The sequence below is a fragment of the Nocardioides sp. 616 genome (assembly GCF_002930065.1).
Classification (GTDB): Bacteria; Actinomycetota; Actinomycetes; order Propionibacteriales; family Nocardioidaceae; genus Nocardioides; species Nocardioides houyundeii.
Genome location: NZ_POAG01000011.1, coordinates 1 through 12,528, shown reverse-complemented (window position 1 = coordinate 12,528; position 12,528 = coordinate 1). Strand labels below are relative to the sequence as shown.

Here is a 12,528-nt window from a genome sequence, read left to right as displayed (position 1 = left end):
CGCTGCCCGCAAGGGCAGCTGATCCCCTGTAGCTCAACTGGCAGAGCATTCGGCTGTTAACCGGAGGGTTGTTGGTTCGAGTCCAACCGGGGGAGCAAGAGAGAGGGCCTGACCTGCGGAAACGTGGGTCAGGCCCTCTTCGTTTTGGTGGCGCTGGTCTACTGGCTCCGCTCGCAGACTCACTGGATCTGCTGGCGGGTGGCGCGATCACGGAGCAACGCCTTGGCACCAGGGGCACGTCGCTGGCGGATGCTCGCCCACGCCCGCCCCGGGCAGTCAGCCACTTCCCCGCGAACGGCGCGGAGACGGGCCCGCCTCGTCCCTGGTCTTCGTCGTGTTCGACAAGCCGCTCGACGAGGGCACACGCGACCTGGACTTCTCCCTCGGCGACGACTCGGGCGCGTCCGTGGCCTCGGCGCTGCGCTTCGGCACGCACATCCCAGGTGATCGACGTAGCCCTGGCACGTGGGGTGCCGATGGTCTCCGGGCAGCGGCTCCTGGACTGGGCCGACGGACGCTACGCCTCCCGGTTCGAGGACCTGCGCTGGAGCAAGGACGAGACCACGATCCGCCGCGTCAAGGGCGTGAAGTACGCGTTCTTAGACGCGACCACGGGGGAGTACGTCGCCAGGTACGCCTCGGCCTCCTGACCGCCCACCACTGTCGTTCGAACACATGTTCTAATGGATTGGTGGCAAGAGGCGGATACGGATCGGGCAGCGGAGTCCCGCTGAGCGACCGGGTGCGCTCGGACCCGGCGGCCTCCTCGCCGACGACTCCCCCCGAGCGCTCCGGAGGCGACGGCGAAGACGCGGCCGGGCGCCCGGGGCGGCACTGCTGGGTCACGGTGCCGGTGGACGGCCCGCGCGCCCGCCCCGGACTCCTGCTGGAATGGCGCCAGGGTGCCCGCGGACGGTGGGAGGGGCGGGTGGTCTACTCCGCTCAGCTGCGGCCCGGACGATGGGCGCTGGTGGAGGAGTGGATTCCGGCGGAGCTGCTGGCCAGCGCCCCGTAGGCGGGTCGGTGCTACTCGCCCCAGCCCATGGGGAAGACCTCGAACGGCGCCGCGAACGAGGCTCCCAGCCGGGTGCCGGCTCCGCGCGCCAGGCCCTCGAGGAACTCCCTGGCGTCCCAGTTCTCCCACCCCAGCCCGTCGATGTACGCCGCGTGGGCCTCGAGCGAGGCGACGCCGGCATCGAAGTGGTCGGTGGTGTCCACGCCGTGACCGGCCTGGGGGGAGCCGAACGCCCACACCTCGCGGACACCGCCCCACGGCAGCAGCCCTTGCTCGATCTGGTCGTGGAAGACCCACCGGTTGCCCGCGTCGCGTACGGCGTCCAGCACGGCGCGGCCCACGGCGATGTGATCGGCCTGGTTGAGGTTGCGCCCACCCCAGGTGTCGCGGAAGTTCCCGGTGATCACGATGTCCGGCTGGTGCTGGCGCACCGGTGCGGCGATGGCGCGCCTCAGCGCGACGCCGTACTCCAGGACGCCGTCGGGAAGGCCGAGGAAGTCGACCTTGTCGACGCCGACGATCCGCGCCGACTCGACCTGCTCGCGCTCGCGGACCAGGCGGCAGTCCTCTGGTGCCAGCCCGTCGATGCCGGCTTCTCCGCTGGTCACCATGCAGTAGACGACCTCCTTGCCCTGCTGGGTCCAGCGCGCGACGGCGGCCGCGGCTCCGAACTCCATGTCGTCGGGGTGCGCGACGACGCACAGCGCCCGGTTCCAGTCCTCGGCCAGGGGCACCAGCTTGTCAGGCTCCATGCTGTGGAGCATGGCACGTCACGGCGACGCTGCCCACCGCTTCGTCGCCCCCGCGCTGGTGCTCGATAGGGTCTGCGATGTCACTCGGGGCGGTAGCTCAGTCGGTTAGAGCAGAGGACTCATAATCCTTGGGTCGTGGGTTCGAGCCCCACCCGCCCCACCATGAAAACCACAGGTGAGCGGCCTGTTGTCCGGGCCGGCAGCCAGCAGGCGTGGTGCGGTTGCTACGGATCTGCTAACAGCCGGCACGTGTCGGTTCATGAGTCGGCTCCCAGGGCATGGAGCAGGGCAGGGATCAGTCGGTCGTTGCGGCCCCAAGCTGGGTCAATGATGTGCAGCTCCCAGCTGGCGAGAATGAGGTCCGCCAAGCTGTCCCCTGCCCTCTCCCTGTAGCCCTCTGCCGCCGAGATCGAGTCCCGGCGACCCACCCATGTGAACTCTTCGCCTTCGTCGGTGCTGACGACGATGCTCCCGTCGCCGAGGGAGTCGGGCGAGAAGTGAAGGACGATGAGGTCGGAGAAGCGCAACGCGGACGCGATCGTCTCTGCGGTCGCCTCGTCGCAATAACCCGTGACGTAGGCCCTCTGACCGCTTCCTGCGTCGTCTACGGGCACGCCGGGCTGAGAACTGTCGGTCACGAAGCCCAAGCGGTTGATCGTCGCGAGGCCCTCGATCAGGTCGGCCGATTCGGCTGCTGGTCCGGGTGACAGGTACGTGGGGTAGTACGGATGCTTGCGCGTGAGCCAATCAGCCGTCGCCTCGCCGAATTCTGCGTGGGTGCTAATGCGGCCCCAGATGGCCAGGTCTTGGGGCGTCGGCTCAGGGATGGTCTCCTCGTCGAAGCTCATGCGCCCCACACTGCCTTTCTGAAGATGTCGACGGCACTGGTGTCGTCGTCGGGGATAACGTCGGCGTACACGTTGAGCGTCACCGACGGGTCCTTGTGGCCAAGCCGCTTCGCCACGATGTGCACCGGCACGCCGGCGCGCAGCAGGAGCGTCGCGTGAGTGTGTCGCAGCTCGTGCACGACCAGGCGGGGGAACACCGGCTCGCTTGCCGCTTCGAGCGTCTTTCGCAACGACGTCTGCAGCGAGTCGAACGCCTTCGTGATGTAGTCTGGCATCACTGGGCGGCCGTCCTCCCAGGTGAAGACCAGGCCCTCGCGGTCGGCGTACGCCGGACCCATGGCGAGCCGCTCGGTCGCCTGCTGCTTCCGCCAGGTGCGGAGCGTGTGACCATGTGGGAGTCGATCGCGATCGTGCGGCGCTCGTGGTTCTTCGGGGTCGTGGTCACGCGCTCGTTGCCGAGCTGCGTCGTGGAGACCTCCACCGCCACGGTCCCGGCGTCGAGGTCGACCCGCGCCCAAGTCAGGCCGGCGAGCTCGCCGCGGCGCCGATCGAGGCGAGATCGAGAGCATCAAGGTCGGGCGGCGCAAGGTAGTGCCCACGCACGCGATCCTGCGTCGCCTCGGCCTGCCCGACGAGATGATCGCGCAGATCATTGGGGTCAAGCTCGCTGGGCTCCCTGAGGACCCCGACGACGCCGTAGCAGTCCGTTAGCAGCAACGCGCTGACCTGGTGTTTTAGGTGCCGAAAGGGATGACTGATCCCTAGTTCAACAACAACTTCAAGGTCTGCCCGCATCCCTCTATCGCCGTGCCATCACTGACCCCTTGATCCTGGAATGGAGGACGCATGCCAGGCACGCTCTTCCGGCGATCTCCCGGCCCCCGCGTCGCCATCGTCGAACTCGCCGGAGACGATCTCGACACCGTCGTCTACGACGAACGCCACCTTCTCCCTACTGACAGGTTCGATTGGACCCACGATTCATGGGGCGGGGTCGGGGTGGACACCATCGCCGTCCAGGCTCCCACCACAGATGACTTGTTGGACGAGCTGCTCTTCCAGAACGTCACTCGCACGACAACCACGACACTGGAGAGCGAGTCGACCGCCGAACCGGCGCGCTCGGCATTCTCGAGGTCGGCCTAGGCACCGCCAGGGTCAAGGGCCGTCGTCCACCCACCGGGCCGACGGTGACGATCGAGTTCTCGGCCCCGACCGTGCTACGGGGCCACAACCGCGACCCCCTGGCCGTGGACCTGCTGGCGGACGTCGTCGATCTCGTGCTCGACGACCTTCGCGCACGGCTGCCAGACGTCCCGCAGCGCGATCAACTCGACCTTCAGCGGCTTGATCTCACGCGCGACTTTCATCGCGTCCCCTCGCCGACTGCCGTACTCGCCGCCCTGAGCCACCGCGTCACTGCATATGCGCAGGACCAGGCGAACTACCTGCGTCCCGACGGGGGAATGCAGACGATCGTGCGGGGCACCAAGCGGAACTATCTCGTTCGGGGGTATGACAAGGAGTACGAGCTTGCACGCCTGGCGCGGCGTACAAGGAACCCTGCCCACCGGGGTTTCCTGGAAGCATGGGTTGAGGTGAGCAAAGGGCAACTGCGCTTCGAGGCCCAGCTCCGCCGCTCCGAGCTCAAGAAGAGAGGGCTGCTGACCATGACGGACTGCGTCGCTGACCGGCTTGAGGAGGTTGCCGAGGTCTACTTCGAGCGCGTTGGGTGGTCCAATCCATACGGCGGAGTGCGGGTCGCCGAGCAGCTCGTCGCTCTTGCTAAGGAGCTGCGGCCCGCCGAGTACCGGAACCTGCTGACATACCTCCACGCTCAGGAGTTGGGAGTTCCCTCAGGTCTCAATCGCAACGTCGAGAGCGCAGCCCGCGCGACTGTGCGGAAGTACCACCTGATGGACCGAGACGATGGAGGCGAGCTTCGCCGACTGGATTTCAAGGACGGCCGCTAGGTCTCCACATAACCCCCCGGTTTCCAACGCGCACGCGCGGGGCGGCAAGGCCGGGATACGGCAGGCACGCTCTCTCGATGGGATCTGGATCTGTACGAAACCTGCATGGGAACGTCCGTTGCCAGAGTGGTTGCCCGCGATTGGAACCCCGTATTGAGGGGGACCAAGCCGTTGTGCCGATCGCAGCCAGCGTCTGGGTACTCACTCATCGCCCTTCTTCGGCACAGCTACTTGTCCCGCTCGGCCACCCGGTCGAGCTCTTCCTCCAAACGCAGCAACTCTCGGGTCTCGGCTTCGTAGCCGGGCTTGCCGACGTTGCGGAACGGAGTCCGGTCAGCGCTGGGCGGATTGAAGCGGTATTCAGCGTTGTTTAGCGGCTCGCCGGGGGTGCCGTCCTTCAAGGACTCCACCGCGTTACTGATGATCTGCTGCACTGCCGGTGACGAGTCTGACCACGCGCGACCCTTCATCCAAGCCAGGTCCTCAGCGGTAGCGGGAGGCATCCCGGCCACTTGCTCGTCTTGACGTTTGCCTTCGATGTGCTCGCCCAGCCGGATCTGCCAGCCGATCTGGTGAACGTGGGCGATTACGTCGCGCAGGGCTTCCTCATCGGCCACGTCCGCTGGAGACAGAATGGTCCCGTTAGAGCCCAGGTCCACGTAGAACCCGCGTTGCTTGGAGCGGTCATGGCGGCGTGACCACGTCTTGATCGCGCCAAGGGCGGAGGCGTTCTCCGCGGGGTCGGCGGGCTCGGTGCCAAACCAATAGTTCTCCAGGAGAAGAAAGCCGTGGACCTTGTCCAGTTTTCGCTGGTGGCTCGCCCACAGTTCGTCCAGCCAAACGCACCGGAAAGGTTCGCCCTCGGGTGCTGAGGTCATCTCCACACGGCGTTCATGTATAGCGATTGCCTTTCCTGACTCCTCGAGACCCAGGATGGCCAAGGAACGGGCGAGCGCGGTGTGGTCCAGACCGAGCACAGCCAGTGCGGAGGTCAGTAGGGCGTCTGCGTTGGCAAGCAGGGCGTCCTGGAGCTCCGACACCTGGTCGGGGCTGAGGTCAGGTAGTTTGCGGACCGGCACCCCATCATCTTGCAACATCGCACCGACAACCGTCCTCGTACTGTCACGAACACCAGCGAGATATCGCGGGGAAGCGGCCCGCCTCAAACGTGCAGTAATCCTTCATCCGAGATTCATCCTTGGCATCGCGACGGAGGGTCGTACCCCACCCGTGGCCACGCCAGGCCGGTCCGATACTTGAACGCCATCGGGTCGAGGTCGGCCTCCTCGACAACCCCCGGGCTTGGTGATGTGCAGCTCGCCACCGCTAGCAACCGGGGCTTGGTTGATCCGGGTGAGCTCGATCGAGTGGACGATGGCCAGAGCGTTGTTCGGGAAGCGCTCGCGGTGATGATTGACCTCGCCGATGGTCAGGATCGACTGAGCCCCGCTGGGTGGTGGGCTTTGAGGTGTCCTCGGTACCCCACTCGTCGCTCTCGATCGCGGCGTGATCTCCAGTATCCATGTCGGTGTTGAGCAGCGCCATGGACTCTTCTGAGAGGTAGCGGCGGTCGCCGGCCTCGGCGTCGAGGAAGGTGACCAGGCCGTTGACGCCCATGGTCATGAGCTGCGGCCGTCGCGCGGCTTGTGCCGGGCTCGCCTGAGTAGAAAGTGCCGCCGTGGTGGATCATCGTGGACAGGAGCTCGGCCTCGGCCTAGGTGGGGACGACGGGGGACCTGGGGGTTGGGGCACATGCTTCCTCGTGTCCGGACGACCCCGGTGCCGCACCCGGACATGCGCAGCTGCCGACGTAGCCAAGCTCAAGTGTCCGTGGGACGCTGGGCACATGGAGGAGTCAGATATGGAGATTGTCCTCGTAGATGAACGGGACAGTCACTGGGAATCAACGACGCCGCGGTTTCGCGTATATCTGCAGACGAAAGGAGCGCCTGGGCGGTCGCACTCCACGGCGACGTACGACATTATTGGTGAAGACGTTGTGCGTGTGATCGACTGGGCTGCTGCGAAGGCGGGTTCTGACAGGGCTTTTGGGGTTGCACTCGTGTACGACGATGCCTTGGCAGAGCAGACCAACCCTGGCTGTGGGCGCGGATTGATTTGGTTGGTCGGGCGAGACTTAAATGATTCGTTCTACGCGCCGTGAAGTGGGGCCAAGGGAAGCCATCCATAGGCCCCACTACGCGGTTCCTACATCATGCGCATTTCTGAGGGTGGACAGTAGCGCTTGTAACGGAGGTGCTGTTGGCCGACGGTCCGGCAACCAACGTGAGGTACGCGTCCGCGTAATACCAGTGATTCATGTTGCAGTGGATTCCGCCCGGGGCGGCTGGCAGGTACATTAGGGTGCTTGCTGCCAACGGGCCCACTGCAGCGCTGCCCGTGTTGGAGGCCCGAGGGGCATAGGGCCCGTACTCTCCCGGCTTGTACCGGTAGATATTACCGCTAGCTCGCAGCGTCCCAGACATGTTGCCCATGCAACTGTACTTTACTTTTGCGATCATTCCGGCGGCCCCGTTAGAATAATGTGGATTGTCTACGGTCACGTTGCAAGTGAGGGAGCGGGTGCCCCCGCCAAGAGATATCCCGCCCAACGTCTGCGGCCCTTCGCTGGGATTAGGACTCTTGGCTGGAGGTTCGGTCAATGTAAGGGTAAAACTCTGGCTGCCCGCAGGTTCTTCCGTGATCCTGGCTTTCGCGAAGGATGGCGTTGAAGCCGACGCCGCGATGCAGGTGGTTACCAAGCCGAGGAAAAATAGTCTTCGCATTACTGCTCCCTCCCAAGGAGCCGTTCCCTGATGGAACAGCTCACAGGAAACTACTGAGCCGGCCCTCGTGTCGGTGGGAACTTTTCAGAATGCGGACAGTGGTGTTGATTGATATTTTGACCAGCAGGCCAGCGGGCTCTCGCCGGGGGCGAGTGCCCGCACGGGGCACTTGTTCCAGGGTTCCCTGTACAACGTCAACGGTCAGGGTGACTTGTTGCGGATCCGGCTGAAGAAGGCGCGGCTTCGCGTGGTCGGCCGGGTCAGCGGTGCCGCCCGCGACGCCGTGAAGGCAGCGTCCGCGTGGAACGGGAACAGCCTCACCATCCTGTTCCAGCGCAACGGGTCCGATCGCCTCACGCTCGAGAGCTACGACTTGCGCACGGGCAAACGCACCTCCGCCATCTCAGTCGCCGCCAGTGAAGAAGTTGCGGATCACGATCTGCTTCTTTGGTCGCTGGCCGCACCCAAGCCCTGAGCACGCTGCCTATCGGGGACGGGGCAGGAGTGGGTGGGCTGGGCGGGGGAGTCCCGAGCAGCGGTGGTGCCTTACTGCGGACTCGGCGCGAGACTGCCAGGGGCAACGCATAGTGTGGCCGCATGAAGGCCCTGCTCCTGGAGAACATCCACCCTGCCGCCGTCGACGTGCTCGAGAGTCGAGGTCTGGAGGTCGAGCTGCGGTCCGAGTCCCTCTCGGAGGCGGAGCTGATCGAGGCCCTCGAGGGCGTGGCCCTGCTCGGCATCCGCTCGAACACCAAGGTGACGGCCCAGGTGCTGGCGGCCGCGCCCGAGCTGATGGCCATCGGCTGCTTCTGCATCGGTACCAACCAGGTCGACCTGCGCACAGCCTCGGAGCGTGGCGTCGCGGTCTTCAACGCTCCGTACTCCAACACCCGCAGCGTGGTGGAGCTGGTGATCGGGGAGATCATCGCCCTGGCCCGCCGCCTGCCGGAGAAGATCCAGCGCATGCACGACGGCGTCTGGGACAAGTCAGCCCGTGGCAGCCACGAGGTCCGCGGCCGGACCCTGGGCATCGTGGGCTACGGCAACATCGGCACCCAGCTGTCCAACCTCGCCGAGGCCATGGGGATGCGAGTGGTCTTCTTCGACACCGCCGACCGGCCCGCTCACGGCAACGCCCAGCGGATGCGCTCGCTGAAGGAGCTGCTGTCCGTGGCCGACGTGGTCAGCCTGCACGTGGACGGACGGCTCGGCAACGAGGGCTTCTTCGGGGCCGAGCAGTTCGCGGCCATGAAGCCGCGCGCCCTGTTCATCAACGCCTCACGGGGCATGGTCGTCGACGACCTGGCGCTGCGCGACAACCTGCTGTCCGGACACATCGCGGGTGCCGCGATCGATGTCTTCCCCGTCGAGCCCAAGGCCCAGGGGGAGCCCTTCGAGTCCGTGCTGCGGGGGCTGGACAACGTGATCCTGACCCCCCACGTGGGGGGATCGACCCAGGAGGCCCAGGAGGAGATCGGCTGGTTCGTCGCGGGCAAGCTGGTGAGCTTCGCCCAAGCCGGCAGCACCGCGCTCTCGGTCAACCTGCCCGTGGTCAACGTGACGCCCGAGGTCCACGAGCACCGGATCGGCATCCTGCACGCCAACGTCCCGGGAGTGCTGGCGGAGTTCAACTCCATGCTTGCCTCCGAGGGTGACAACGTCACCGGACAGCAGCTGGCCACGCGAGGCGACCTCGGCTACGTCGTCACCGACGCGGCGAGCGAGCTCTCCGAGGCATCACTGGAGCGCCTGCGTGCCCAGAAGCACTGTGTCTGGGTCCGTACCTGGTAGTCAGGCCTCGCTCAGGATCTTGTAGCCGGACCCCTCGCGCAGCAGCTTGAGGGTGGGGTTGTCCGTGCGCTGTCCGCCGTCGACCATGTCGTAGGTCACGGTGTAGGTGACCGTGGAGCTCTCCGGGTCGGCCTGCACCTGGGACACGGTCGCGGCGGCGACGGTGCGCCAGAAGTTCTTGTACTGGCCGAAGCCCCCGCTCGCCTTCTGGAACTCCGGGGTCAGCTGCTGCCAGCTGCTCTTGGGGTCCTGGGTGACGGTGCTGAGGTAGTCGGCCACGAACGACTCCATCTCCTGCGCCGCCTCGGCGGAGGACGCGGGCGTTGCCGAGGCGGACGGCGAGGTGGACGCCGAGGTGGACGGCGAGGTGGACGCCGACGGCGACCCCGTGACCGGTGAGGCTTCCGGGGCGCCCGTGGTCTGCGCCGACGGCGACTCCCGGTCCTCGGGCGAGGAGAGCAGGCCCACCGAGAAGGCCAGGACGCCCACGGCGAGCAGCGCGAGGACGGCGGCGAGCACCGGCCACCTCGGCCGTGCGCGCGTCGCCGTCGTACCGGGCGTGACCGGCGGGACGGCCGTGGTCTGGTCCACCCCCGAGCCCGGGCTGGTCGCGGGTGGGGGCGTGACTGCGGGAAGCGTCCTCGTCGGGCCGGGTGCCGCACGCTGCTCCCCGTCGTGCAGGAAGTCGCGCACCTGGGCCATGGACCAGCGGTCGGCCGGGTCGGTCGCCATCGTGTGCTCCAGCAGGGGTCCCAGCCACCCGGCTTCGGGGAGCCGCGGGGGTGTCTCGTGGACGATCTGGTACATCGCCCCCAGCACGTTGTCGCTCGCGTCGTACGGCGGTCGGCCGGCGAGGGCGTGGAACAGGGTCGCGCCCAGGGCCCACACGTCGCTGGCCGGCGTGGCCGAGCTCCCCGAGGCGACCTCGGGGGAGAGATAGGCAGGTGAGCCCGTGACCAGTCCGGTCTGTGTCAGTGAGGCGTCCGCCTCGGCACGGGCGATCCCGAAGTCGGTCAGCTTCGCCTCGTCCTGCGCGGTGACCAGGATGTTCGAGGGCTTCACGTCCCGGTGCACGATCCCCACCCCGTGGGCAGCAGTGAGCGCGTCGGCGGTCTGGGCCAGCAGCGCCGCCGCCCGCTCCGCAGGCAGCGGCCCGTCCTGCCGGATCACCTCGGCGAGACTGGCTCCCGGGACGTACTCCATCACCAGCCAGTGCTCGGGGCCGTCCGCCACCAGGTCGAACACGGCGACGACGTGCGGGTGGCTCAGTGCGGCGGCAAGCCTGGCCTCGCGCTCCGCGCGGGCCAGGTCGGGGGTCGAGCCGCCGGGGACCATACCGACCCGCTTGAGGGCGACCACCCGGTCCAGGACAGTGTCGCGCCCCAACCAGACCGCACCCATGCCACCGCGGGCGATCTCGCGCCCGAGTTCGTACCTGTCTGCCATCACACCCGCCACCCTAGGCAGGTGCCAGGAGATGGGGCACATCTGGCAGGCTGGGTACGCCGTCCCCGACGGCTCCGGACCATGCACTGAGGCAAGCACTGAACCATGCACTGAAAGGGACTCACCGTGGCGAGCGCCAACATCCTGGACGACCTCGAGTGGCGCGGCTTGGTCGCGCACTCGACGGACCTCGACGCGCTGCGGTCGGCGCTCGGGGAGCGCAGTGTCAGGTTCTACGTGGGGTTCGACCCGACCGCTCCGAGCCTGCACATGGGCAACCTGCTGCAGATCGTGACGCTGCTGCGCCTGCAGCGCGCGGGACACACTCCCTTCGTCCTCGTGGGCGGCGCGACCGGGATGATCGGTGATCCTCGCGACTCCGGAGAGCGGACCCTGAATCCTGAGGAGACCGTGCAGGCCTGGACCGAGCGGGTGCGCGGTCAGGTCGAGCCGTTCGTCTCCTTCGAGGGGGACAACGCCGCGACCATGGTCAACAACCTCGACTGGACCGCCGGGATGTCGGCGATCGAGTTCCTGCGAGACATCGGCAAGCACTTCCCGGTCAACCGGATGCTGGCGCGCGACGTGGTGCGCAACCGGCTCGAGGACGGCATCAGCTACACCGAGTTCAGCTACGTCCTCCTGCAGTCCATGGACTACCTCCACCTGCATCGTGCCCACGGGGTCGAGCTGCAGATCGGGGGCTCGGACCAGTGGGGGAACATCACCGGGGGAGTGGAGCTCATCCGCCGTGCGGACGGCGACCGGGTGCACGCGTTCGTCACGCCCTTGGTGACGAAGGCCGACGGCACCAAGTACGGCAAGACGGAGGGAGGCGCCCTCTGGCTCGACCCGGACATGATGTCGCCCTACGCCTTCCACCAGTTCTGGCTGAACGTGGAGGACGAGAAGGTGGTGGAGCTGCTGAAGCTGTTCACCTTCCTCGAGCACGGTGAGATCGAGGAGCTGGCAGCGCAGACGGCGGAGAAGCCGTTCCTCCGTGCGGCTCAGAAGGCCCTGGCCGACGAGGTCACCACTCTGGTGCACGGGGCGGGCGAGACGGCGGGTGCCAAGGCCGCGGCCGCCGCGCTGTTCGGGGGCGGGGAGCTGACGACGTTGAACGCCGGCAGCCTGGCGGCCGCGCTGGCGGAGGTCGGGGTTCTCGAGGTCGAGGCTGCTCAGATGCCGTCGGTGGTGGACCTGCTGGTCGGGTCGGGGCTGGCCAAGAGCAAGGGGGAGGCGCGCCGCACCATCGCGGAGGGTGGCGCCTACGTGAACAACGTGAGGGTCGAGGACCCAGACCTGATCCCGAGTGAGGCCGACCTGTTGGGCGGCGCCTGGCTGGTGCTGCGCCGGGGCAAGAAGAAGATCGCGGGCGTGCGGGCGACCTGAGCCCGCCGGCAACACCGGATTTAGCGCCCATACCCACCTCTGACCTGCGCAAACACACTTGTGGCCGCACTCACACCGGAAGGATTTGCGCAGCCTCGGGTGGTCACCTAATGTTTCTCCTCGTCGCCAGGGAGCGGCGGGGAGCAAGACCATCAGGTCGGGCTCCCGGCCCCGGGCAGACCACCTCCTCACACACCTCGGTCCGAGGTTGGCGAGTGCGCGCGATAGCGGCCTCGCAGGAATCGGACGGAAATTGTGCGCAGGAATGCGGGAAAAGGCCGGATTTGCGTCTGGCTCAAACGCCCGCTAAGTTTCACCGGGTCGAAGAGAGAAACGCGAAAGCGAATATCTCGGAAAGCCATTAGCGGAAAAGCCCGGAATTGCTTCGGGAAAGAAAGTCCGCTAAGCTAAGAACACAAGCCCCGCAGCTTGACCCGAGAGGGAAAAGCCCGGGACGCGTTTGATCCTTGAGAACTCAACAGTGTGTCATAGTCGACGAATTAGTTTGTTATGCCCCGTCAACAT

Annotated in this window: 14 protein-coding genes and 2 tRNA genes; 10 read left to right on the top strand and 6 right to left on the bottom strand. The window is 66.7% G+C overall.

What is annotated here, in order from left to right; genetic code table 11:
* Positions 1-22: 22 nt before the first annotated feature.
* The 3 genes from C5H89_RS03900 (at position 23) to C5H89_RS03895 (ending at position 1,015) form a co-directional block, all read left to right on the top strand.
* Positions 23-95, top strand: a tRNA-Asn gene (locus tag C5H89_RS03900).
* 348 nt (positions 96-443) lie between these two features.
* Complete coding sequence (locus tag C5H89_RS18830) at positions 444-650, top strand: hypothetical protein (RefSeq protein WP_162799198.1); 207 nt, start codon at positions 444-446, stop codon at positions 648-650.
* A gap of 41 nt (positions 651-691) precedes the next feature.
* Positions 692-1,015 carry a hypothetical protein gene (locus tag C5H89_RS03895; RefSeq protein ID WP_104105786.1) on the top strand — a complete coding sequence of 108 codons (324 nt, stop codon included), beginning with the start codon at positions 692-694 and terminating at the stop codon, positions 1,013-1,015.
* A gap of 11 nt (positions 1,016-1,026) precedes the next feature.
* Here C5H89_RS03895 and C5H89_RS03890 read toward each other — a convergent pair whose 3' ends face one another.
* Positions 1,027-1,767 carry a PIG-L deacetylase family protein gene (locus C5H89_RS03890; protein ID WP_104105880.1) on the bottom strand — a complete coding sequence of 247 codons (741 nt, stop codon included), beginning with the start codon at positions 1,765-1,767 and terminating at the stop codon, positions 1,027-1,029.
* Between the two features lie 86 nt (positions 1,768-1,853).
* On the opposite strand from C5H89_RS03890, the gene C5H89_RS03885 reads away from it, so the two are divergent.
* A tRNA-Ile gene (locus C5H89_RS03885) sits at positions 1,854-1,930 on the top strand.
* 94 nt (positions 1,931-2,024) lie between these two features.
* Here C5H89_RS03885 and C5H89_RS03880 read toward each other — a convergent pair.
* The 3 genes from C5H89_RS03880 to C5H89_RS18820 form a co-directional block, all read right to left on the bottom strand.
* A complete protein-coding gene (locus tag C5H89_RS03880) occupies positions 2,025-2,615 on the bottom strand; it encodes a hypothetical protein (protein WP_162799197.1) in 591 nt (196 codons plus the stop codon).
* A complete protein-coding gene (locus C5H89_RS18825) occupies positions 2,612-2,953 on the bottom strand; it encodes a tyrosine-type recombinase/integrase (RefSeq protein ID WP_162799196.1) in 342 nt (113 codons plus the stop codon). The genes C5H89_RS03880 and C5H89_RS18825 overlap by 4 nt, the downstream gene beginning before the upstream one ends.
* 181 nt (positions 2,954-3,134) lie before the next feature.
* Positions 3,135-3,410, bottom strand: coding sequence for a hypothetical protein (locus tag C5H89_RS18820; protein WP_162799195.1), 276 nt, complete (start codon positions 3,408-3,410; stop codon positions 3,135-3,137).
* Between the two features lie 51 nt (positions 3,411-3,461).
* On the opposite strand from C5H89_RS18820, the gene C5H89_RS03870 reads away from it, so the two are divergent.
* Together C5H89_RS03870 and C5H89_RS18815 are read left to right on the top strand one after the other, a co-directional pair.
* Positions 3,462-3,761 (top strand): hypothetical protein, encoded by a 300-nt coding sequence (locus tag C5H89_RS03870; RefSeq protein WP_104105783.1) that lies wholly within the window; start codon positions 3,462-3,464, stop codon positions 3,759-3,761.
* Positions 3,762-3,805: 44 nt separating this feature from the next.
* Positions 3,806-4,588 carry a hypothetical protein gene (locus C5H89_RS18815; RefSeq protein WP_162799194.1) on the top strand — a complete coding sequence of 261 codons (783 nt, stop codon included), beginning with the start codon at positions 3,806-3,808 and terminating at the stop codon, positions 4,586-4,588.
* A 227-nt stretch (positions 4,589-4,815) separates the two neighbouring features.
* On the opposite strand, the gene C5H89_RS03860 is transcribed toward C5H89_RS18815, so the two are convergent.
* Positions 4,816-5,667, bottom strand: a complete 852-nt coding sequence (locus C5H89_RS03860) for an AbiV family abortive infection protein (protein ID WP_205304850.1) — start codon at positions 5,665-5,667, stop codon at positions 4,816-4,818.
* Between the two features lie 767 nt (positions 5,668-6,434).
* On the opposite strand from C5H89_RS03860, the gene C5H89_RS18810 reads away from it, so the two are divergent.
* The 3 genes from C5H89_RS18810 (at position 6,435) to serA (ending at position 9,165) form a co-directional block, all read left to right on the top strand.
* Complete coding sequence (locus C5H89_RS18810) at positions 6,435-6,752, top strand: hypothetical protein (protein ID WP_162799193.1); 318 nt, start codon at positions 6,435-6,437, stop codon at positions 6,750-6,752.
* A 791-nt stretch (positions 6,753-7,543) separates the two neighbouring features.
* Complete coding sequence (locus tag C5H89_RS03855) at positions 7,544-7,849, top strand: hypothetical protein (protein WP_104105780.1); 306 nt, start codon at positions 7,544-7,546, stop codon at positions 7,847-7,849.
* A 122-nt stretch (positions 7,850-7,971) separates the two neighbouring features.
* Positions 7,972-9,165, top strand: a complete 1,194-nt coding sequence (gene serA, locus C5H89_RS03850) for a phosphoglycerate dehydrogenase (protein ID WP_104105779.1) — start codon at positions 7,972-7,974, stop codon at positions 9,163-9,165.
* Here the strand turns inward: serA and C5H89_RS03845 are convergent, their stop codons facing one another.
* Positions 9,166-10,611 carry a serine/threonine-protein kinase gene (locus C5H89_RS03845; protein WP_162799192.1) on the bottom strand — a complete coding sequence of 482 codons (1,446 nt, stop codon included), beginning with the start codon at positions 10,609-10,611 and terminating at the stop codon, positions 9,166-9,168.
* Between the two features lie 126 nt (positions 10,612-10,737).
* Here C5H89_RS03845 and tyrS point away from each other — a divergent pair, with 126 nt between their 5' ends.
* The gene (gene tyrS / locus C5H89_RS03840; protein ID WP_104105777.1) at positions 10,738-12,003 is read left to right on the top strand and encodes a tyrosine--tRNA ligase; all 1,266 of its coding nucleotides are present in this window, start codon (positions 10,738-10,740) and stop codon (positions 12,001-12,003) included.
* The last annotated feature ends 525 nt before the right edge of the window (positions 12,004-12,528 follow it).

What these genes read in the sequence shown, in the direction of transcription:
- C5H89_RS18820 (WP_162799195.1), bottom strand. Translation starts at nt 3,410, where the DNA reads ATGCGGGCAGACCTTGAAGTTGTTGTTGAACTAGGGATCAGTCATCCC.
- C5H89_RS03845 (WP_162799192.1), bottom strand. Translation starts at nt 10,611, where the DNA reads ATGGCAGACAGGTACGAACTCGGGCGCGAGATCGCCCGCGGTGGCATG.
- C5H89_RS18825 (WP_162799196.1), bottom strand. Translation starts at nt 2,953, where the DNA reads ATGGGTCCGGCGTACGCCGACCGCGAGGGCCTGGTCTTCACCTGGGAG.
- C5H89_RS18810 (WP_162799193.1), top strand. Translation starts at nt 6,435, where the DNA reads ATGGAGGAGTCAGATATGGAGATTGTCCTCGTAGATGAACGGGACAGT.
- C5H89_RS03880 (WP_162799197.1), bottom strand. Translation starts at nt 2,615, where the DNA reads ATGAGCTTCGACGAGGAGACCATCCCTGAGCCGACGCCCCAAGACCTG.
- C5H89_RS03870 (WP_104105783.1), top strand. Translation starts at nt 3,462, where the DNA reads ATGCCAGGCACGCTCTTCCGGCGATCTCCCGGCCCCCGCGTCGCCATC.
- serA (WP_104105779.1), top strand. Translation starts at nt 7,972, where the DNA reads ATGAAGGCCCTGCTCCTGGAGAACATCCACCCTGCCGCCGTCGACGTG.
- C5H89_RS03890 (WP_104105880.1), bottom strand. Translation starts at nt 1,767, where the DNA reads ATGGAGCCTGACAAGCTGGTGCCCCTGGCCGAGGACTGGAACCGGGCG.